General features: G+C 67.0%; 20 protein-coding genes. 9 read left to right on the top strand and 11 right to left on the bottom strand.

Annotated elements, in window-relative coordinates; genetic code table 11:
* The first annotated feature begins 1 nt into the window (after position 1).
* On the top strand, positions 2-820 hold the full coding sequence (locus ACSFA8_RS14855) for a metal-dependent hydrolase (protein ID WP_435480275.1): 819 nt from the start codon (positions 2-4) through the stop codon (positions 818-820).
* A gap of 11 nt (positions 821-831) precedes the next feature.
* Here the strand turns inward: ACSFA8_RS14855 and ACSFA8_RS14850 are convergent, their stop codons facing one another.
* From ACSFA8_RS14850 to ACSFA8_RS14830, 5 genes are read right to left on the bottom strand one after another with little or no spacing between them, the layout of a single operon-like run.
* Complete coding sequence (locus ACSFA8_RS14850) at positions 832-1,170, bottom strand: hypothetical protein (protein ID WP_435480274.1); 339 nt, start codon at positions 1,168-1,170, stop codon at positions 832-834.
* A gap of 7 nt (positions 1,171-1,177) precedes the next feature.
* Complete coding sequence (locus ACSFA8_RS14845; protein WP_435480273.1) at positions 1,178-2,104, bottom strand: DUF6999 family protein; 927 nt, start codon at positions 2,102-2,104, stop codon at positions 1,178-1,180.
* Complete coding sequence (locus ACSFA8_RS14840) at positions 2,101-4,011, bottom strand: 3-oxoacyl-[acyl-carrier-protein] synthase III C-terminal domain-containing protein (protein WP_435480272.1); 1,911 nt, start codon at positions 4,009-4,011, stop codon at positions 2,101-2,103. Before ACSFA8_RS14840 ends, ACSFA8_RS14845 begins: the two co-directional genes overlap by 4 nt.
* Before the next feature lie 8 nt (positions 4,012-4,019).
* A complete protein-coding gene (locus tag ACSFA8_RS14835; RefSeq protein ID WP_435480271.1) occupies positions 4,020-4,952 on the bottom strand; it encodes a fatty acid desaturase family protein in 933 nt (310 codons plus the stop codon).
* The gene (locus tag ACSFA8_RS14830; protein WP_435480270.1) at positions 4,936-5,718 is read right to left on the bottom strand and encodes a sterol desaturase family protein; all 783 of its coding nucleotides are present in this window, start codon (positions 5,716-5,718) and stop codon (positions 4,936-4,938) included. The genes ACSFA8_RS14835 and ACSFA8_RS14830 overlap by 17 nt, the downstream gene beginning before the upstream one ends.
* A 91-nt stretch (positions 5,719-5,809) precedes the next feature.
* Between ACSFA8_RS14830 and ACSFA8_RS14825 the strand changes: the two genes are divergently transcribed.
* The 6 genes from ACSFA8_RS14825 (at position 5,810) to ACSFA8_RS14800 (ending at position 11,682) form a co-directional block, all read left to right on the top strand.
* On the top strand, positions 5,810-7,243 hold the full coding sequence (locus ACSFA8_RS14825; RefSeq protein WP_435480269.1) for an aldehyde dehydrogenase family protein: 1,434 nt from the start codon (positions 5,810-5,812) through the stop codon (positions 7,241-7,243).
* Between the two features lie 34 nt (positions 7,244-7,277).
* Positions 7,278-8,039 carry an SDR family oxidoreductase gene (locus ACSFA8_RS14820; protein WP_435480268.1) on the top strand — a complete coding sequence of 254 codons (762 nt, stop codon included), beginning with the start codon at positions 7,278-7,280 and terminating at the stop codon, positions 8,037-8,039.
* A 79-nt stretch (positions 8,040-8,118) separates the two neighbouring features.
* Complete coding sequence (moaA, locus tag ACSFA8_RS14815; RefSeq protein WP_435480267.1) at positions 8,119-9,243, top strand: GTP 3',8-cyclase MoaA; 1,125 nt, start codon at positions 8,119-8,121, stop codon at positions 9,241-9,243.
* 2 nt (positions 9,244-9,245) lie between these two features.
* Positions 9,246-9,896, top strand: coding sequence for a molybdenum cofactor guanylyltransferase MobA (gene mobA, locus ACSFA8_RS14810; protein WP_435480469.1), 651 nt, complete (start codon positions 9,246-9,248; stop codon positions 9,894-9,896).
* Positions 9,893-11,194 (top strand): molybdopterin molybdotransferase MoeA, encoded by a 1,302-nt coding sequence (moeA, locus tag ACSFA8_RS14805; RefSeq protein WP_435480266.1) that lies wholly within the window; start codon positions 9,893-9,895, stop codon positions 11,192-11,194. The genes mobA and moeA overlap by 4 nt, the downstream gene beginning before the upstream one ends.
* A 5-nt stretch (positions 11,195-11,199) precedes the next feature.
* Entirely contained in the window at positions 11,200-11,682 is a 483-nt protein-coding gene (locus tag ACSFA8_RS14800; protein WP_435480265.1) for a Crp/Fnr family transcriptional regulator, read from the top strand.
* On the opposite strand, the gene rnhA is transcribed toward ACSFA8_RS14800, so the two are convergent.
* Both rnhA and ACSFA8_RS14790 read right to left on the bottom strand, forming a co-directional pair.
* Positions 11,679-12,128: a ribonuclease HI gene (rnhA, locus tag ACSFA8_RS14795; protein ID WP_435480264.1), complete on the bottom strand. Its 450-nt coding sequence runs from the start codon at positions 12,126-12,128 to the stop codon at positions 11,679-11,681. The genes ACSFA8_RS14800 and rnhA overlap by 4 nt on opposite strands.
* Positions 12,125-12,952 carry a class I SAM-dependent methyltransferase gene (locus ACSFA8_RS14790; protein WP_435480263.1) on the bottom strand — a complete coding sequence of 276 codons (828 nt, stop codon included), beginning with the start codon at positions 12,950-12,952 and terminating at the stop codon, positions 12,125-12,127. The genes rnhA and ACSFA8_RS14790 overlap by 4 nt, the downstream gene beginning before the upstream one ends.
* On the opposite strand from ACSFA8_RS14790, the gene gloB reads away from it, so the two are divergent.
* Together gloB and ACSFA8_RS14780 are read left to right on the top strand one after the other, a co-directional pair.
* Positions 12,951-13,730, top strand: a complete 780-nt coding sequence (gene gloB / locus ACSFA8_RS14785) for a hydroxyacylglutathione hydrolase (RefSeq protein WP_435480262.1) — start codon at positions 12,951-12,953, stop codon at positions 13,728-13,730. The two genes, ACSFA8_RS14790 and gloB, sit on opposite strands and share 2 nt — an antisense overlap.
* Positions 13,727-15,331, top strand: coding sequence for a transglycosylase SLT domain-containing protein (locus ACSFA8_RS14780; RefSeq protein WP_435480261.1), 1,605 nt, complete (start codon positions 13,727-13,729; stop codon positions 15,329-15,331). The genes gloB and ACSFA8_RS14780 overlap by 4 nt, the downstream gene beginning before the upstream one ends.
* Before the next feature lie 23 nt (positions 15,332-15,354).
* Here ACSFA8_RS14780 and ACSFA8_RS14775 read toward each other — a convergent pair whose 3' ends face one another.
* The 4 genes from ACSFA8_RS14775 to ACSFA8_RS14760 all read right to left on the bottom strand — a co-directional run bounded on the left by ACSFA8_RS14775 (position 15,355) and on the right by ACSFA8_RS14760 (position 18,615).
* Positions 15,355-16,188: an ABC transporter permease gene (locus ACSFA8_RS14775; RefSeq protein WP_435480260.1), complete on the bottom strand. Its 834-nt coding sequence runs from the start codon at positions 16,186-16,188 to the stop codon at positions 15,355-15,357.
* Positions 16,188-17,003: an ABC transporter ATP-binding protein gene (locus ACSFA8_RS14770; protein WP_435480259.1), complete on the bottom strand. Its 816-nt coding sequence runs from the start codon at positions 17,001-17,003 to the stop codon at positions 16,188-16,190. Before ACSFA8_RS14770 ends, ACSFA8_RS14775 begins: the two co-directional genes overlap by 1 nt.
* Before the next feature lie 65 nt (positions 17,004-17,068).
* The gene (locus ACSFA8_RS14765; protein ID WP_435480468.1) at positions 17,069-18,103 is read right to left on the bottom strand and encodes an ABC transporter substrate-binding protein; all 1,035 of its coding nucleotides are present in this window, start codon (positions 18,101-18,103) and stop codon (positions 17,069-17,071) included.
* 119 nt (positions 18,104-18,222) lie between these two features.
* Positions 18,223-18,615 (bottom strand): MAPEG family protein, encoded by a 393-nt coding sequence (locus ACSFA8_RS14760; RefSeq protein ID WP_435480258.1) that lies wholly within the window; start codon positions 18,613-18,615, stop codon positions 18,223-18,225.
* Positions 18,616-18,623: the final 8 nt, after the last annotated feature.

Raw genomic sequence — 18,623 nt, 5'->3', positions numbered from 1 at the left:
GGTGGCCGCCCTCCCCGTCCGCCGCCTGCTGATCGACCTGGAGGCGCCGGTGGCGCGCCACTGGTGCGGCGGCGACGCATTTCGGACCGCGCTGCTTAACGCGCTGTCGATGAGCTTTCCGGCTGGCGAGCAGTTCTTCATCGACGCGGTGCGTGCCGGGGTGCAGGCCCTTCCGGCCGACCGGCAAGAAAGTTGGCGCGAGGCGATCAAGGGCTTCATCGGACAGGAGGCGGCACACCGGCGCATCCATACGCGCTTCAACGAGCATCTGGCGCGGCAAGGCCTGGTCGACCAATGGACGCCACGCATGCTTGAGCAGCAGAAACTGCTCGAGGGCACCGACCCGCGCCATGCGATCGCGGTCACCGCCGCCACCGAGCACTTCACCGCGATGATGGGCGAATGGCTGCTGGCCCACCCCGAGGTGCTGGCCGGCGCCGAGCCGCGGCTGCAGACGCTGTGGCTCTGGCACAGCGCCGAAGAGACCGAGCACAAGGCCGCCGCCTTCGACCTCTACCGCGCGCTCGACGGCAACCATGCCTGGCGCGTGCGCTGGTTCCGGCGCATCACGACCTCATTTCTGCTCGACGTGGCGCGCCAGACGCTGGCCAACCTGCGGCGCGATGGCACGTTGTGGCGTTTCGGCACCTGGCGCAGCGCGGCACGGCTGTTGTTGGGACGGCAGGGTCTGGTACGGCAGAACATCGGCGCCTGGCGCGACTACCTGCGCGAGGACTTTCATCCGGGACAGCACGACAGCGATTTGTCGGCACGCTGGCTGGCGGCCCACCGCGACCAGTACCTGCCCGTCGGCGCCTAGTGCGCCTCGTCCTAATACTTGATCGTGACGCCGGCCTTTGCGCCGGCGCTGTTCTTGCCGTCCGACTTGACGCCGGCCGAGAACGACACATTGCCGCCCGTGCTGGCGCCGGCCGAGTACGCCGGCCGGGGGCCCGAAGTATCGACGCCGCCATAGACGCCGCTTCCGTCGGGGCGCTCCACACCCATCACGGCGCCTTTGGTGTTGGCCGAGTCTTCAGTCGAGGCCACGTTCGGAGCGACGTACACGGTTCCGCTGTCGCTGGTCTGAACCGGCACCTTGACTTCCTGCGCGGGCGCACCCGCACAGCAGGCGGCCAAAGCGAGCGAGGCAACGACGGATCTGTTCATGCCGACATCATGCCTCGGTCGGCCCGGTCGTGGTGTCGACGGCCACCCCTTGTGCCTGTGCCAGCTGAAAACGTTGCAACAGGCTGTGAAGCATTTCAGTCGAGAGGCCGTGGATCACGAGCCGGTGCCCGGCCCGCAAGGTCGACAGCGGCACCAGCGGATGCTTGTTGTTGACCAGCACCAGATGCTCCGGCGCGGCCAGCAAGGTGGCCGCATAGATGCCGATGGTTTCGTCGAGCTGCAGCGAGTTGGCGGCGCGCCAGAAGTCGTTGTCGGTGAGCATCAGCTGGTAGAGCGGCGTGAAGAGTTCGATCGCGCTCTGCAGATCCAGAAAGTTGAGCCGGCCATGCGGCATGTCTTCGAGCTTCAGGCCCGGCTCGCGGATCATCGAGAAGTCGATGTGTTCGGGCTTGCGCAACGCCAGCCCCTGCTCGCGCAGCGCCTTGTTGAGCCGGATCACGAAGTTGAAAAGGTTCAGGTCGTGCTTCAGGAACATGTGATCCTTCAGCGCATCGATGTCGGCCGGCTCCAGCGGGTGGGTGGCCACCGGCGCCGGCGAGTTGCGGCCGATGAAGGTCAGCACCTGCGAGCCCAGATGGAAATGCCGCAGGATCAGCCAGTTCGCCTCGGGCGACACGAAGCGCTTGAGACCCCAGGCCAGAAACTGGTGCAGCAGCCCCGAGTGGGCCCAGTTGCGCGGCACGAACACCTTGCAGACCTGGAACAGGATGATGAACAGGCGCGCCAGCGGCCGCAGGAACGGCAGCAGGTACTGGCGCGAGGCCGAGCTTGAATCGGTGAGCCAGGCGCTCTTGACCTCATCCGGCAGCGGCGTGCTCTGGTCGAGATACAGCGCGAGCCAGGGGCTGGGGTCGCGCTCGTCCCAGGGGCGGGACAGGAAGTCGGGCACGGCCGAAGATTGGGGGCGGCTCATGCTGCCGTCACGTGTTGGAACTGCATCAGGTACAGCGCCGCGGTGTGGCGGGCAGTGCCGAGGATCTGCTGCGCAGCGCGGCCGTCGGTGTCGAACGCCATCACCATTTCGACTGCGGTGAGCCAGCGCGCCAGATGGTTCTCGTCGTTGTGGCCGTGGTACTCCAGAAAGCGAAACACGTCGGGCGGCAACTGCAGCGCACTCTTGAGCAGCGGCAGCAGCGCCGGCACGATGCGTTGCCCGGTGCCTTCGATGATGTAGATCGCCCCCAGCAGGCCGAACGGGTCGCGCGTCGCGGCCAGCCGGTGCAGGTAGGCGTTGAGCGCCTCGCCGCCGGGGTTGCGGCGCAACTGGTCGATGTCGGCCACGGGCCCGCCGGCCTTGCGGTAGTCGTCGAACAGGATCTTGAAGTCGTTTTGCTCCTCGCCCGCATGCACGCCGATCAGCGCGGCGAGCGACTGGAACGGGCCGCTCAGCGAGGCGGCGCCTTCGCGCATCCAGAGACTGCCCTCGCGTACCTGTGGAATCCAGTTTTCCATCCAGTTCAGGTAATCGGGCAAGGCAAAGCGGCGCTCGCGAATCTGCCGAACCAACGGCGTGCGCCAGACCTGCGAGCGGTAGTCGTGCCAGATCGAGGCCAGTTCGGTAAGCAGGTCGCGCAACGCCGCGGGTGAGTCAGCCGGGTCATGTGGCGGCGCAATCGCGTCTTCGGCAACCGGTAGATCGACTTTTGCGCTCGCGCCCGGCGGAAGGGCGCCGGAGGCCGATGGCACTTTGCCGGCCTCTTCCACTTCGAGCAGCATGTACGCTGCCATGAAGCGCCCCGACTCGGGCACATAGCAGAAGATCTGCTCGCCCGGCTTCACGGTGCGCGTCTGCAGAAACTCCGCCAGCATGATGAGGATCGACGCCGCGCCGGTGTTGCCGCGCCAGGCCAGATTGCTGTACCAGCGATCGCGCGGGATCGCGAGACCGGCCTTGTCCATCAGGCCCTCGACCACCGGGATGAACTTCTCCGACGAGTAGTGGCAGAGGAAATGGTCGATCTTCTGCGGATCGACCCAGCCGTCGTGCACCAGCCGCGCATATTCGTGGATGCCGATGTCGAACAGGTGCGGCAGCAGCCGGATGTCCTGCCGCAGCGACAGCGCGCCGGCAGCTTCGGCCTCGCCCCAGGAGCCGAAATCGAGATGGCCTCGCTGCCGGTCTTCGGTCAGGCCGAGCTGCATGCAGACCGGGTAGTCGCCCGAGAACGCACGTTGATGAACCCACTTGAGCTTGAGGCGCAGGCCGGGCGCGCCGGGCAGCACGGCATCGTCGGACAGCAGCAGCGCCCCTGCGCCGTCCGACAGCATCCAGCGCAGGAAGTGCGAGTCGAAATCGGTCTCGTAGCCGCGTGCCGCGAAGCGCGAGCGCTTGAACAGGCGAGACGGCATTTCGGCCGCGACCGCGAGGGCCGCGCGGTGCGCGCCAAGTTCGATACCCTGCGCCGCCGCCTGGATCGCAGAGACGCCCGCGGCGCAGATGCCGTGCACCGAGATCGTCTCCATCGGCGGTGCCGCAAGTTCGCCCTGGATCATGTTGGCGAAGCCCGGCATCAGCGTATCACCGCCCGAGCTGCCGCTGGCCAGGAGCGACACGCGGCCAAGGTCGCTGCCCCCGCGCTGCAAACAGTCGCGAATCGCATTGGCAGCGAGTTGCGCGTTGCTGAACACCGTGGCGCCCGCGGTGTCGATCGCGTAGTAGCGCTCGCGAATGCCGTTCTCGGCCAGGATGCGGCGCTGGATGCGCGACGACATGCGGTTCAGCGGCGCGATGTAGGCGTCCATCTGCTCATTGCTCACCGGCGCGCCCGGCATGAAGTAGCCGGCGCTCTGGAGATAGACACGGTCGAAAGAAACAGGCATCGAAAGACTCAAGGTTTTGGCAGTGAACCCGCCGGCATCAGCGAGCGGCTGCGAAAGCGCGGCACCAGGGCGCCGAGCACGAACACACGCAACATGTAGGCCACGATCCCCCGTTCGTTGAGCGCCGGATCGACCCGGCTGCGGTAATGCGCATGGTGCAGGCTTGCAAGTTCAGACCAATGCGCATGCGGAGTCTCGTGGTGTGCGGTGTGAAACCCGATGTTGAACAACAGCGGATTGATCAAGCCCTCGAAGTTGCGTGCGTAGTTCAGCGCGCTACCCGGCGTATCGCCTTGCGCCTCTTTCACGGCAGCCGGGCGGCCATCGGCATGGGCGTGTTGCAGGTAGTTTGTCGCCAGCAGCCAGTGCAGCCCGTGCAGCTGCGGCACGATGACGAACAGCAGCGCACGGCGCCAGTCGAGCGCGAGCAGCAGCGCCCACGACCCCAGCCATACCGCGTACTGCGCGACGCAATAGCGGAACGCACCCGAGTCGTTGCGCCGCAACTGGCCCAGCCATTCGACGAACAGCGGGTACAGCACCCAGGCGGCCTGCAGCGGGTGCAGCAGGTAGCCGGCCAGATGATTGGTATCGCCACCGAAGCGGTAGGTGCGCGCCAGGTCGTCGGGCCCATGCCGGTGCCGGTGGTGGTTCGCCACATGGGCCGGCCAGAACACGAAGGTCGGGTGCCCCTGCAGCAGCGTGATGCAGAAGTCGGTGAGCCGGTTGGCGCGGCGCCCGCGCCACATGCGCTGGTGGGTGTGGTTGTGGTGAATCACGCCGATGCCGAGCGTGAGAAACAGCATCAGCGCATAGAACGGCCACCAGAAACCGTGAACCCATTGCCAGGCCGCCAGCGCCGGGAAAGCGGCCAGGTACGCAAGGCTCTGCCAGTCGCGCCGGCGGCGCAGGCGCGGCAGACCGTCAAGCCGATGCGTCATGCACGACCTTCTGCTTCTTTCGGAACGCGTCGAGCTGCACATCGGCCGCGTCGGCCGGCAGCCGGGTGCCGAACAGCCGATCCATGAAAGTAAATTGAAAGCCGTAATTGCCGCCGTGCGCCGCGTGGTGCAGATGGTGCCGCCGGCTGGCCGCGAACCAGTGGCTGTACGACACGCGCGGGAAAAAGTCGTAGTTGGAATGCCCGACATTGTTGAAGAACAGGCTGAACAAGGGCACCGCGGCCAGCGCCCAGAAGCTGAAGTCGTGCACCAGCATCGGCGGCAGGATCACGTTGCCGAGCATCAGCGCCTCGACCGGGTGAAAGCTGTAGGTGGAAAACGGCGTGCTCACCACCGACCGGTGGTGCGGCCCGTGGAAGCGCCGCAGCCAGCGCGTGTGCAGCAGGCGGTGGTTGATCCAGAAGTGGATGTCGTTCCACACCGCGAGCACGAGGATCTCGATGGCGATCTGCCAGCCGCCCGGGTTCACGGCCAGGCGCGCCCAGCCGAGTTGCAGCAGCCCCCAGGGAAACACCATGCCAAGCCCGAAGATCAGCACCGAGCTGCCCGATTGCAGCAGCTCGCGTTGCAGTTGCTCACGACCCACTGGCCGCGGATCGAGCACGCGGCCGATACCGAGCGCCGGCAGCAAATGCCGCGTGATCAACCAGTTCAGCGCACCGAAACCCAGGTAGATGCCGCCGAAAAACAGCACGCCCCAGGCCATCACCTGGAGCATCGAAAGGGACTGGAAGGTTTGGGCCATGGGTTGAAGATTGACCTGAGGATAAGCGAGCCCGGCCGCGCCGGATCTGCGCGACAGCATACGAAGCGCGCCTTGCGTGAGAATGCCGCCCATGCAACTGAACTACATCGGCAACGCCAGCGTTGCATCCGCCTCCGGCCGCACCATTCCCGTTCTCGACCCTTCGGACGGCCAGCCCTTCGACGAACTGCAGCGCAGCGATGCCAACGACATCGACGCAGCCGTGAGCGCGGCGCGCGATTGCTTCGAGTCGGTCTGGCACAAGGTCAGCGCGGCCGACCGCGGCCGGCTGCTCTACAAGCTTTCGCAGAAGATCGCCGAACACACCGACGAGCTCGCATTGCTCGAGCAGCGCGACTGCGGCAAACCCGTCAAGCAGGCACGCGCCGACGCGCTGGCGCTGGTGCGCTACTTCGAGTTCTACGCCGGGGCCTGCGACAAGCTGCACGGCGAGACCATTCCGTACCAGGACGGCTACAGCGTCTTCACCTGGCGCGAACCGCACGGCGTCACGGGCCACATCATTCCCTGGAACTACCCGATGCAGATCTTCGGGCGCAGCGTCGGCGGCGCCCTGGCGGCCGGCAACGTCTGCGTGGTCAAGCCGGCCGAAGATGCCTGCCTCTCGCTCCTTCGCGTGGCGCAGCTCGCCGCCGAAGTCGGCTTTCCGGCGGGCGCGCTCAACATCGTCACCGGCTACGGCCACGAGGTCGGCGACGCACTGGCGCGGCATGAAGGCATCGACCACATCAGCTTCACCGGAAGCCCCAAGATCGGCACGCTGATCCAGCAGGTTGCGGCCGAACGGCACTGCCCGGTCACGCTGGAGCTCGGCGGCAAGAGCCCGCAGATCATCTTTGCCGACGCCGACATCGGCGCCGCCATCCCCGTGCTGATCAATGCCATCGTGCAGAACGCTGGCCAGACCTGCTCGGCCGGCTCCCGCGTGTTGATCGAGCGCGGGATCTACGAACCGGTGCTCGAGCGGCTCGGCCACGCCTTCGAGGCGCTGCGGGTCGGGCCTGCGGCCATGGACCTCGATGTCGGCCCGCTGATCCGCCAGACACAGCAGCAGCGCGTGTGGGATTTCCTGAGCGATGCGCAGCACGCCGGCATTCCGATGGTGGCGCAGGGCGTGGTGGTGGACGAAGCCCCTGAAACCGGCTTCTACCAGGCGCCGACGCTGCTGCGCGATGTGCCCGTGCTGCACCGGCTCGCGCAGGAAGAAGTGTTCGGCCCGGTGCTGGCCGTCATGCAGTTCAGCGACGAGGACGAAGCCGTCGCCATGGCCAACGCCACCCAGTTTGGCCTGGTCGCCGGCATCTGGACACAGAACGGCGCCCGCCAGTTCCGCATGGCCAAGCGCGTGCGCAGCGGCCAGGTGTTCATTAACAACTATGGTGCCGGCGGCGGCGTCGAACTCCCGTTCGGCGGCGTGAAGTCTTCCGGCTACGGGCGCGAAAAGGGTTTTGAAGCGCTGTACGGCTTCACGACCCTCAAGACCGTGGCCGTGCGGCACGGTTAAGCCTGCCGCCCCCCTTTTTTCCAGGAGACAACTCGTGCGCGTCAAAGACAAATCCATCATCGTCACCGGCTCCGGCGGCGGTATCGGCGAAGGCATCGCCAAACGGCTGGCAGCCGAAGGCGCCCAAGTCATCGTCAACGACATCAACCCGGCGGCCGGCAAGCTGGTGGTTGATGCGATCCTGCGCGATGGCGGGCGCGCTTCGTTCTTCGCGGCCGACGTCACGAAGTCGGCCGACATGAAGGCGCTGGTCGACGCGGCCGTCGAACGCCACGGCAAGCTCGATGCGATGGTCAACAACGCGGGCTGGACGCACCGCAACCGCCCTGCGCTCGAAGTCGGCGAAGACGAATTCGACCGCTGCTATGCGGTCAACGTCAAGAGCATCTACCTTTCGACGATCCACGCCGTGCCAGCCTTCCGCGCAAACGGCGGTGGCTCGTTCATCAACATTGCATCGACGGCGGGCGTGCGGCCGCGACCCGGCCTTACCTGGTACAACGGCTCGAAGGGCGCGGTCATCACGACCAGCAAGTCGCTCGCGGCCGAGCTTGGCCCCGACAATATCCGCGTCAACTGCATCAACCCGGTGTTCAACCCCGACACCGGCCTCGCCGCCGAGTTCGCGGGCGGCCCAGTCACCGAAGAGCGCAAGGCCAAGTTCCGCGCCACCATTCCGCTGGGCCGCTTCTCGACCGCGCTCGACGTGGCCAACGCGGCGCTGTATCTGGCGAGCGACGAGGCGTCGTTCATCAGCGGCGTCTGCATCGAGGTCGACGGCGCACGCTGCGTTTGAGACTACTCATCAGCCGAGGCACCCCTCGGCCAATTTCCACCCCACGATCGGGCAAAGGCAAGTGGCGCAGAATTGCGGCATGTCCAGCCGTGTGATTCCCCTTGTCGATCAGCGCGTCGTGCCGCACGCCGCCGTGGTGGCGCAGTTGCCGCTGGAGGCCACCGGCCACCTGGCCGACCAGCTCGGCCGCCCGCTGACCGACCTGCGCATCAGCGTGACCGACCGGTGCAACTTCCGCTGCAGCTACTGCATGCCGAAGGAAGTGTTCGACAAGGACTACACCTACCTGCCGCACAGCGCGCTGCTGAGCTTCGAGGAGATCACGCGGCTCGCGCGCCTGTTTGCCGCGCACGGCGTACGCAAGATCCGGCTCACCGGTGGCGAGCCGCTGCTGCGCAAGAATGTCGAGATACTGGTCGGGCAACTCGCCGCGTTGCGCACGACGGACGGGCGACCGCTCGACCTCACGCTCACCACCAACGGGTCGCTGCTCGCGCGCAAGGCCGCCGCGCTCAAGACGGCCGGCCTGCAGCGCGTGACGGTCAGCCTCGACGGCTTGGACGACACCGTGTTCCGGCAGATGAACGATGTCGATTTTCCGGTGGCCGACGTGCTGATGGGCATCGATGCAGCGCTCGCTGCGGGCCTCGGCCCGATCAAGGTCAACATGGTTGTGAAGCGCGGCACCAACGAGCAGGAGATCCTGCCCATGGCGCGCCACTTCCGCGGCACCGGCGTCGTGCTGCGTTTCATCGAGTACATGGACGTGGGCGCCACCAACGGCTGGCGCATGGACGAGGTGATGCCTTCGGCCGAGGTCATTGCCTGCATCGCGGCCGAATTCCCGTTGCTGCCGCTGGAACCCGCTGCGCCCGGTGAAACCGCGCAGCGCTGGGCCTATGCCGACGGCGGCGGCGAGATCGGCGTCATCAGCAGCGTGACGCAGGCCTTCTGCCACGACTGCAGCCGCGCGCGCCTGTCGACCGAAGGCCAGCTCTACACCTGCCTGTTCGCGAGCCGCGGCCACGACCTGCGGCCGTTGCTGCGGGGCGATGCGGCCGACGGGCAACTGATCTCTGCCATTGGCCACATCTGGCAAGGCCGCGCCGACCGTTATTCCGAACTGCGCGCCCTGCGCGGGCCGGATGCCGCAGCTGACGGCAGCGCGCCGCGCCGCGTCGAGATGAGCTACATCGGCGGATGACAATGCCAATCCATACTTCGATCCCTGCTTCTGAAATCACGGGGCTGGTGTTGGCCGGCGGCCGCGGTTCGCGCATGGGCGGCGTCGACAAGGGCCTGCAGAATTTCAATGGCACGCCGCTGGCCATGCACGCGGTGCTGCGGCTCGGCATGCAGGTTGGCGAAATGATGGTCAATGCCAACCGCAACCTGGCGGCCTACGAGTCGTTCGGCGTGCCGGTCTGGCCAGACAGCCTGGCCGACTACGCGGGCCCGCTGGCCGGCTTTCTGACCGGGCTCGAGCGCTGCGAAACACCCTGGCTGCTGACCGTGCCCTGCGACACACCGATGTTTCCGCTCGATCTGGCCGAGCGGCTCGCCGCTGCGCTGGTCGAGGCCGATGCCGAGATCGCCATGGTCAGCGCGCCCGAACCGCAGGACGATGGCGGCCCCGCAGTGCTGCGCGCCCAGCCGGTGTTCTGCCTGCTGCCGACCACGCTGCTCGAAAGCCTGATCCGCTTCACGCAGGGTGGCGGCCGCAAGATCGACGCATGGACGGCGCAGCACCGCACCGTGCTGGTGCCCTTCGACCGTGCCGGCGATGCGCCCGACGCGTTCTTCAACGCGAACACTCTGGCCGAGTTGCAGACCCTCGAAGGCGCGCGTGCACGATGAGCCGCATCGCCGAGATCGCCGCCGCACTGGCCGGCTATGACCCCAAGGCCCTGAGCGTCGACGGAGTACAGGCCTTCCTGGCCAGCCTGGCGGCGCCGGCCGTCGTGCGCGAGCGCGAAAGCGTTCCGTTGTTCGAGGCGCTGGGCCGGGTGCTGGCCGAGGATGTGACCTCGCCGTTCAACGTGCCGCCGCACGACAACTCGGCGATGGACGGGTTTGCCTTCGACGGCGCGCTGCTCGAGACGCCCTCGCCCGAACTGACGCTGCGGGTGGCCGGTACCGCACTCGCCGGTGCGGCCTGGCGCGGCACGCTGGCCACCGGCGATGCGCTCAGGATCATGACCGGTGCCGTGATGCCGGCTGGCCTCGACACGGTCGTTCCGCAGGAGTTCTGCAACGTCGACGGCGACCGCGTGCGGTTCCCTGCGAAGGCGCTGCGCCGCGGCGACAACCGCCGCTTCGCCGGTGAAGACCTGATGCAAGGCCGCCCGGCGCTGTTGCAGGGCGAACGCATCTCGCCCGCCGCGCTAGGCCTGCTCGCGAGCCTCGGCCTGCCCACGGTGGGGGTGCTGCGCCGCCTGCGCGTGGCCTATTTCTCCACCGGCGACGAGATCCTGAGCCTGGGCGATGCGCCGCGCGAAGGCGCCGTGTACGACAGCAACCGCTACACCGTGTTCGGCCTGCTCACGCGGCTGGGCTGCGAGGTGGTCGACCTCGGCATGGTGCGCGACAACCCGGCCGCGCTGGCGGCAGCGCTGCAAGACGCCGCGGGCCGCGCCGACGCCATCATCACCAGCGGCGGCGTCAGCGTCGGCGAGGCCGATCACACCCGCGCCGTGATGCAGCAACTCGGCGACATGGCGTTCTGGCGCGTGGCGATGCGGCCCGGGCGTCCGATGGCGGTTGGCCTGATCCCGCGCGCGCCGCACACCGGCTCGGCCGTGCTGTTCGGCCTGCCCGGCAACCCGGTCGCGGTGATGGTGACCTTCCTGGCTTTCGTGCGGCCGGCCCTGCTCCAGCTGATGGGCTGCAACGCCGCCAGCGCCGCGCCGCCACCGCTGCTGCGCGCGCGCAGCGTGGCCGCCATCCGCAAGAAGCCCGGCCGCACCGAATACCAGCGCGGCCGGGTCACGCCGGTGCCCGGCGCACTGCCCGAGGTGCGCATCGCTGGCAACCAGGGCTCGGGCGTACTGAGTTCGATGGTCGAGGGCAACGGCCTCGTGGTGCTGCACCACGCGCAGGACAGCGTTGCGCCGGGCGACGAGGTCGATGTGATGATGTTCGACGGCGCGATGTAGCCACCATGCTCGCAGCCCGCGTCGAACTGCTGCAACAGATGCCGATCTTCGGCGCGATCGGGGCCGAGACGCTCGAGTTCCTGCTCGAACCCGCCCCCCTTGTGCAGGTGCCGGCCGGCGGCTTTTTCTGCCGCGAGGGTGATCCGGCGCACGCGATGTTCGTGCTGGAACGCGGCCGGGTCACGGTGTCCAAGGCCTGGCAAGGCCACGACCTGCTGCTGCGCCGGCTCGGCGAAGGCGACTGCTTCGGCGAGATGGCGCTGCTCGACCTGTTTCCGCGCAGCGCCTCCGTGCGCGCCGACCTGGACTGCAGCGCGATCGAGCTCAGTTCCGCCAATCTCTACCGCCTGTTCGAGCGCGATGCGGCGGAGTTCGCAGTGATCCAGATGAACATCGGACGCGAGTTGAGCCGTCGCTTGCGGGAGACCGACCAACTGCTGTTCCGCGCCCGCATGGGCGAGGCGCTCACCGCGCCGCCACGCGTCTAGAGGCGGCCCAGCGCGCGCTCGACACCCTTGTTGGCGAGCATGTCGGCGCGTTCGTTGCCGGGGTCGCCTGAATGGCCCTTGACCCAGCGCCAGTCGATGGTGTGGCCGCCCTCCTGCACCAGCTTGTCGAGTTGCTTCCAGAGCTCGACGTTCTTCACCGGTTGCTTGGCCGCGGTCATCCAGCCCTTGGCCTTCCAGCCGCGGATCCATTCGGTGATGCCCTGGCGCACGTACTGGCTGTCGAGGTAAAGGATCACCTTGCAGGGCCGCTTGAGCGCGGCCAGGCCCTCTATCACCGCCGTCAGTTCCATGCGATTGTTGGTGGTGTTGAGTTCACCACCGAACAGATCCTTTTCGGTGGCGCCCGACTTGAGCCACGCGCCCCAGCCACCCGGCCCCGGGTTGCCCTTGCAGGCGCCATCGGTGTAGATCACGACTTCGTTCAAACTATCTTTTCCTCTTGTTGGGTGGCGCCGTGCGCCAGCGTGCGGGTGTCGCCGGCCGGCCGGCGGTGCACCTTGCCGGTCACCGGTATTGGCGCGCTTGCGAGCGATGCGGCGCGACGCCAGTCGGCGCTCAGCAACCGCAGCCCGCGCACACGCTTGACCGCCACCAGAAAATAAACGGCGCCGAAAATCGGCCACCAGCGTTCGCCGGCACTGTCGAGCCAGCGGTAGCGCTCGATCCAGGCTTCGCTGCGCACCGCCGGCCGGTAGGCGCCGAAGCGGCCGGATTCGACCTCGAAGCTCAAGAGCCGCAGCCAGTCGCGCATGCGGCGGTAGGCGATGAACTCGCCGGCATCGGGCAAGAACAGTTCGCCGAAACCCAGGCTGCGCCACAGGCGCGCGCGGCGCTGGCGCAGGCCCCACAAGCTGTGCGGGTTGAAGCCGCAGATCACCACGCGGCCTTCGGGCACCAGCACCCGCTCGACTTCCCGCAATGTCGCGTGCGGGTCGTCGCTGAGTTCCAGGGTGTGCGGCAACAGCACCAGATCGAGGCTGTTGGCCGAAAACGGCAGGGCGACGGAGTCGGCCAGCAGCGCGACGCGCGGCGTGCGCTTGCCCGCTGCTTCGGCGCGCGGCAGTGCCAGCCATCGGTGCGGCATGCGGTTCGCGCGCAGCGCATCGACCGCCGGCAGGCCAAGCTGCAGCGCGTGGTAGCCGAAGATATCGGCCACCGCCTGGTCGAACTGCCGCTGCTCCCACGCCAGCAGGTAGCGGCCGGGCGGGGTCTGGAACCAATCCTGCAAACCTATAATTTGACCGCTCATGACCCTCGTTCCGCTGCCCGCTTTTGCTGACAACTACATCTGGATGCTGCAGCACGGGCCGCATGCGATCGTTGTGGACCCGGGCGATGCCCAGCCGGTGTTCGAAGCGCTCGAACGCGGCCAGCTGCAACTCGCCGCGATTCTAGTCACGCACCACCATGCCGATCACACCGGCGGCGTGGCAGCGCTGCACGCGGCCACCGGCGCAAGGGTTTTCGGCCCGGCGCGCGAGCGCATTCCCGCGCCGTTCACGCCGTTGGCACAGGGCGACCACGCCGAGGCACTGGGCCTGCGCTTCGAGGTGATCGACATTCCGGGCCACACCGCCGGGCACATCGCTTTCTTTCTGCCGGCCGAGGGCGCCGCGGCACCCCTGCTGTTCTGTGGCGACACCCTGTTCTCGGCGGGCTGCGGCAAGCTGTTCGAAGGCACGCCGGCCCAGATGCTGGCCTCGCTCGACGCGCTGGCCGCGTTGCCGGGCGACACCCGCGTGTGCTGCGGCCATGAATACACACTTTCGAACCTTCGATTCGCCCGCGCCGTGGAACCCGGCAACCCCGATCTGACTCCCTATACGGCGCAGTGCGAGGCACAGCGCGCGCTCGGCCAGCCCACTTTGCCTTCGCAACTGGCCACCGAGCGCAGGATCAACCCCTTTCTTCGCAGCCGCGAAGCCTCTGTCCTTCGAGCAGTGCGCGCCCATGCCGAGCTTTCGGCTTCGGCGACCGACACCCAGGTGTTCGCCGCGCTGCGCCAATGGAAAAACGACTTCCGATGAAATTCCTGATTGCCGCCTGCCTCGCGGGCACCTTGCTGCTCGCAGGCTGCGCGACCGGCACCGATCCCAATGCCGCTGCCCCTGCCGCGGCGTCCTCCACCGGCGGCGCCGCGCCGCTTTACCCGAACGGCCCGCTGACCCCCATCACCTCGGGCCGCGCCACGTCGCAAAGCGTGGTGCAGCTCGCGCCACCTGCCGACATGTGGGACCGCATACGGCGCGGCTTCAAGATGCCCAACCTCGAGAGCGACCTGGTGCGCGACCGGGAGCAGTGGTACGCCAGCCGGCCCGACTACATCCAGCGCATGACCGAGCGCTCGAACAAGTACATCTTCCACATCGTCGAGGAGCTCGAGCGCCGCAACATGCCGACCGAGCTGGCACTGCTGCCCTACATCGAGAGCGCGTTCAACCCGCAGGCCGTGTCGAGCGCGCGCGCGGCCGGCATGTGGCAGTTCATGCCGGCCACCGGCACCGATTTCGACCTCAAGCAGAACATCTTCCGCGACGACCGCCGCGACGTGCTGCAGTCGACGCGCGCCGCGCTCGACTACCTGCAGAAGCTCTACAACATGTTCGGCGACTGGCAACTGGCACTGGCCGCCTACAACTGGGGCGAAGGCAGCGTGAGCCGCGCGATCGCCAAGAACCAGCGCGCCGGCCTGCCCACCACCTACAGCGACCTCACGATGCCGGCCGAAACGCGGCTCTACGTGCCCAAGCTGCAGGCCGTGAAGAACATCGTGGCCAATCCGCAGGCGTTCAACGCCGAACTGCCGCTGATCGCCAACCACCCCTACTTCCAGACCGTGACGCTGACGCGCGACCTCGACGTGGCACTGGCTGCCAAGCTGGCCGACGTGCGCATCGAAGATTTTCGCGCGCTCAATCCGGCCGCGCACAAGCCGGTGATCCTGGCCGCCGGCACGCCGCAGATCCTGCTGCCGTGGGACAACGCCGCGGTTTTCGAGCGCAATTTCGAGGCCTACAGCCAGGGCCAGTACGCCAGCTGGACGGCCTGGACAGTGCCAGGCACCATGACCGTGGCCGACGCAGCGCAACGCTCTGGCATGAGCGAAGTCGACCTGCGCGCCGTCAACAACGTGCCGCCGCGCATGCTGATCAAGGCCGGCTCCACGCTGATCGTGCCGCGCTCGGCCAAGGTGCAGGAAGACGTGGCCGCCCTGGTGGCCGACACCGGGCACCTGAGCTTCCAGCCCGAGATCGTGACGCGTCGCACCATGGTCAAGGCCGGTCGCAACGACAGCGTCGCCAGCATTGCACGGCGCTACAGCGTGAGCACGACCAACGTGGCGGAGTGGAACGACGTGAAGCCCAACCATGCATTCCCGCGCGGCTTCAGCGTGGTGGTCTACCTGCCGGTGCGCGCCGCGCACGCCGCCAGTGTCGGTACCGGCGAGGCGCCGGCGCGCGGCCGCGTGCAGATCGTCACGGCACACCGTGGCGGCGGCACGACCAAGCCGGTCGCCGTTGTCACCGGTGCCGGCGGCAAGGGCAAAGTGTCGAAGACACCCGCTTCGAGCAAGCAGCAGGTGGTGCGCGAAAAGCGCGGTGGTACGCCGTCGAAGAAGAAGCGCTGATCTTCAAAAGGAAGCGCCGAGCTTCAGAGCTTCTCCGTTTCGCCGCTGCGCGGCTGCCATTTCATGAGGCGCCGCTCGGTCATGCCGACGATGTTGTCGAGCACCAGTGCAAAGGCCGTCAAAACCACGATGCCGGCAAAGACAGTGTTGACATCAAAGGTGCCCTCTGCCTGCAGGATGAGGTAGCCAACCCCCCGCGCCGAGCCGAGGTACTCGCCCACCACCGCGCCGACGAAAGCCAGGCCGACGGAGGTGTGCAGGCTCGAGAACACCCAGCTGGTCGCACTCGGCAGGTACACGGTGCGCAGCAGCTGGCGCTGGTTGGCGCCGAGCATCTTCGCGTTGGCCAGGATCACCGGGCTCACCTCGCGCACACCCTGGTAGACGTTGAAGAACACGATGAAGAACACCAGCGTGACCGCCAGCGCCACCTTGCTCCAGATGCCAAGGCCGAACCACAGCCCGAAGATCGGCGCCAGGATCACGCGCGGCATCGAGTTCGCGGCCTTGATGTAGGGATCCAGAATCAGGCTCGCGGTCGGCGCCAGCGCCAGCCAGAGCCCGCAAGCCAGGCCGAGCACGGTGCCGATGCCGAAAGCCAGCACGGTTTCGAGCAGGGTGGTGCCCAGGTGCAGGTAGACATCGGCATTGCCCTTGATGCCTTCCGGAAACAGCACATTGGCCGGCACGTCGAACGGCAGGAACCAGCTCCAGATGCGCCCTGCGACCTGGATCGGCTCGCCGACGAAAAACGCGAACTGCTGGTTGCGCGAGGCCAGGTGCCAGGCCACCAGGATGACGGCCAGCAGAGCGATCTGCCAGAAGCGGGCGTTCTGTTCGTTAGGCTTCAATGTCATCACGCAGCCTTCTTGAGTTGCTGCGCGTAGCCCTTGAGGACTTCATCGCGCAGCACGTTCCAGATCTGCGTGTGCAGCTCGACGAAGCGCGCATCGGTGCGCACCTCGGCCACATCGCGCGGGCGCGGCAGATCGATAATGAACTCGCCGATCGGATGCGTGGCCGGCCCGGCCGACAGCACCACCACGCGGTCGCTCATGGCGATGGCTTCGTCGAGATCGTGTGTGATGAACAACACGGCTTTCTTTTTCGCGGCCCACAGGTCGAGCACCTCGTTCTCCATGAGCTGACGGGTCTGCACGTCGAGCGCGCTGAAGGGCTCGTCCATGAGAATGATGTCGGGGTCGAGCGCCAGCGTCTGTGCCAGTGCGGCACGCTTGCGCATGCCACCCGAGAGCTGGTGCGGATAACGGTCGCCAAAGCCGGTAAGCCCGACCCGCGCGAGCCACGCCTCGCCTTGCGCCCTTGCATCGGCGTCGGGCACGCCGCGGTACTGCAGGCCGACCATCACGTTGTCGAGTGTGCTGCGCCAGGGCATCAACGCCTCGGTCTGGAACATGTAGCCCGCACGCGCGTTGATGCCGGCCAGCGGCTTGCCGAACACGTTGACCGTGCCGCTCGACGGCTCCAGCAGGCCGGCGCCGACGTTCAACAGCGTGGACTTGCCGCAGCCAGTCGGGCCCACCACCGACACGAACTCGCCCTCGCGAATGCGCAACGTGGTGTCGGCAACGGCGGTGTAGCGCTGGTTGGGATCGTCCTTGGCGAGGAAGGTGCAGGTGATGTCGAGGAGTTCGAGTGCGTATTCGGACATGGCGGGATTGTGACAAGGCCCAAAGAAAAAACCCGGCCGAAGCCGGGTCGCAATCCACTTGAAAATCAGGCTTTGAACCTGTCCTTCGCGCGCTTTGCAAACTCGTTGGTGTACAGCTTGGCAAGGTCGATCTTGTCGGCCTTGACCGAGGGGTCGAAACTGGCAATGGCGTTCAGCGCCGTCTTGGGGCCTTCGGCGGGCACCAGGCCATCGATCGCGATCGACTCGCGCACCTTGTCGAATGAGGCCAGGTACAGCGCGCGGTCGCCGAGCAGGTAGGTTTCCGGCACAGTCTTGATGATGTCGCCCGGGCCGGCGGTCTGCAGCCACTTGAGCCCATGGACGATTGCGTTGGCGAGCGCCTGGCAGGTGTTGGGGTTCTTTTGCACGAACTCGGCCGAGGTGTAGAGGCAGGCGGCCGGCATCATGCCGCCGAACACCTCCTGCGTGCCCTTGAGCGTGCGCGTGTCGCTGATGATCTTCACGTCGCCCTTCTGCTCGAGCATGGTCATTACCGGGTCGGTGTTGCTGATGGCGTCGATCTGGCCGGCGCGCAGCGCGGTCAATGCGCCGGCAGCAACGCCCACGCCGATGAAGCTCACGTCGCTGGCCTTGAGCCCGCCGCGCGACAGCACGAGGTTAGCCACCATGTTGGTCGACGAACCTGGTGCCGACACGCCGATCTTCTTGCCCTTGAGGTCGGCAATGGTCTTGTAGCTGGGCATGTTCTTGGTCGACACGCCCACGGCGATCTGCGGCGCTCGGCCCTGCAGCACGAAGCACTGGAAGAACTGGTTCTTGGCCTGCAGGTTGATGGTGTGCTCGAACGCGCCCGAACAGACATCGGCCGAGCCGCCGACCACGGCCTGCAGCGCACGCGAGCCGCCTGCGAAGTCGGAGATCTCGACCTCCAGCCCTTCGGCCTTGAAGTAGCCGAGCTGTTCGCTGATGGTGAGCGGCAGGTAATAGAAGGCGGCCTTGCCGCCGACGGCGATGGAGACCTTGGACTTCTCGAGCTTCGGCTGCGCGTAGATGTGCGGAACGGCGATGGCGGCGGCGCCCAGCGCGGCAGCGGAAGTGAAGGTGCGGCGGTTGAGCATGAAAACGGGCACGGAAGCCATTGATTCTGACGTTGGAAGTTCGGTCGAGCTTAGGGAGCCGACCCTCCAACTGCATCGGGAACATCCCGTGCGGGTTTTCACGTAAGCATGAAGAACACCTATCGCGGAATGAACAGGATCGCGATGTTGAGCAGAAACGCCAGCGTCCACACCGTGCTGCGCGCGCTGCCGAGGCCTCGCACATAGAGCACGATGTAGACGAGCCGCAGCAGCACGTAGCCCAGCGCCAGCAGGTCGATCCAGCCCTGGCGTGCGCCGAGCTGATGCGCAATGACCACCGCGCCGATGAAGAACGGCAGGCCCTCGAAGCTGTTGGCCTGCGCGCCGTTGGCGCGTGCGCGCCAGCCGGTCTGGCGACTGTCCCAGTCGCGCGGCTGCACGTTGTCGCGCGGCCCGAAGGCGCCCCGCTTGGCAAACACCGCGCAAACATAGGGCAGCAAGGCGGCGAACAACACGCACCAGTAGGCCAGCGTGAGCGAGAAAAAGGTCATGTAGGTTC

It is taken from the genome of Variovorax nitratireducens, assembly GCF_051216545.1.
Lineage (GTDB): Bacteria > Pseudomonadota > Gammaproteobacteria > Burkholderiales > Burkholderiaceae_C > Variovorax.
The sequence above is the reverse complement of the archived record's forward strand: the minus strand, read 5'-3'. Positions and strand labels throughout refer to the sequence as shown.

What these genes read in the sequence shown, in the direction of transcription:
- ACSFA8_RS14850 (WP_435480274.1), bottom strand. Translation starts at nt 1,170, where the DNA reads ATGAACAGATCCGTCGTTGCCTCGCTCGCTTTGGCCGCCTGCTGTGCG.
- ACSFA8_RS14845 (WP_435480273.1), bottom strand. Translation starts at nt 2,104, where the DNA reads ATGAGCCGCCCCCAATCTTCGGCCGTGCCCGACTTCCTGTCCCGCCCC.
- ACSFA8_RS14840 (WP_435480272.1), bottom strand. Translation starts at nt 4,011, where the DNA reads ATGCCTGTTTCTTTCGACCGTGTCTATCTCCAGAGCGCCGGCTACTTC.
- ACSFA8_RS14835 (WP_435480271.1), bottom strand. Translation starts at nt 4,952, where the DNA reads ATGACGCATCGGCTTGACGGTCTGCCGCGCCTGCGCCGCCGGCGCGAC.
- ACSFA8_RS14830 (WP_435480270.1), bottom strand. Translation starts at nt 5,718, where the DNA reads ATGGCCCAAACCTTCCAGTCCCTTTCGATGCTCCAGGTGATGGCCTGG.
- ACSFA8_RS14825 (WP_435480269.1), top strand. Translation starts at nt 5,810, where the DNA reads ATGCAACTGAACTACATCGGCAACGCCAGCGTTGCATCCGCCTCCGGC.
- moaA (WP_435480267.1), top strand. Translation starts at nt 8,119, where the DNA reads ATGTCCAGCCGTGTGATTCCCCTTGTCGATCAGCGCGTCGTGCCGCAC.
- mobA (WP_435480469.1), top strand. Translation starts at nt 9,246, where the DNA reads ATGCCAATCCATACTTCGATCCCTGCTTCTGAAATCACGGGGCTGGTG.
- moeA (WP_435480266.1), top strand. Translation starts at nt 9,893, where the DNA reads ATGAGCCGCATCGCCGAGATCGCCGCCGCACTGGCCGGCTATGACCCC.
- ACSFA8_RS14800 (WP_435480265.1), top strand. Translation starts at nt 11,200, where the DNA reads ATGCTCGCAGCCCGCGTCGAACTGCTGCAACAGATGCCGATCTTCGGC.
- gloB (WP_435480262.1), top strand. Translation starts at nt 12,951, where the DNA reads ATGACCCTCGTTCCGCTGCCCGCTTTTGCTGACAACTACATCTGGATG.
- ACSFA8_RS14790 (WP_435480263.1), bottom strand. Translation starts at nt 12,952, where the DNA reads ATGAGCGGTCAAATTATAGGTTTGCAGGATTGGTTCCAGACCCCGCCC.
- ACSFA8_RS14780 (WP_435480261.1), top strand. Translation starts at nt 13,727, where the DNA reads ATGAAATTCCTGATTGCCGCCTGCCTCGCGGGCACCTTGCTGCTCGCA.
- ACSFA8_RS14775 (WP_435480260.1), bottom strand. Translation starts at nt 16,188, where the DNA reads ATGACATTGAAGCCTAACGAACAGAACGCCCGCTTCTGGCAGATCGCT.
- ACSFA8_RS14770 (WP_435480259.1), bottom strand. Translation starts at nt 17,003, where the DNA reads ATGTCCGAATACGCACTCGAACTCCTCGACATCACCTGCACCTTCCTC.
- ACSFA8_RS14765 (WP_435480468.1), bottom strand. Translation starts at nt 18,103, where the DNA reads ATGCTCAACCGCCGCACCTTCACTTCCGCTGCCGCGCTGGGCGCCGCC.
- ACSFA8_RS14760 (WP_435480258.1), bottom strand. Translation starts at nt 18,615, where the DNA reads ATGACCTTTTTCTCGCTCACGCTGGCCTACTGGTGCGTGTTGTTCGCC.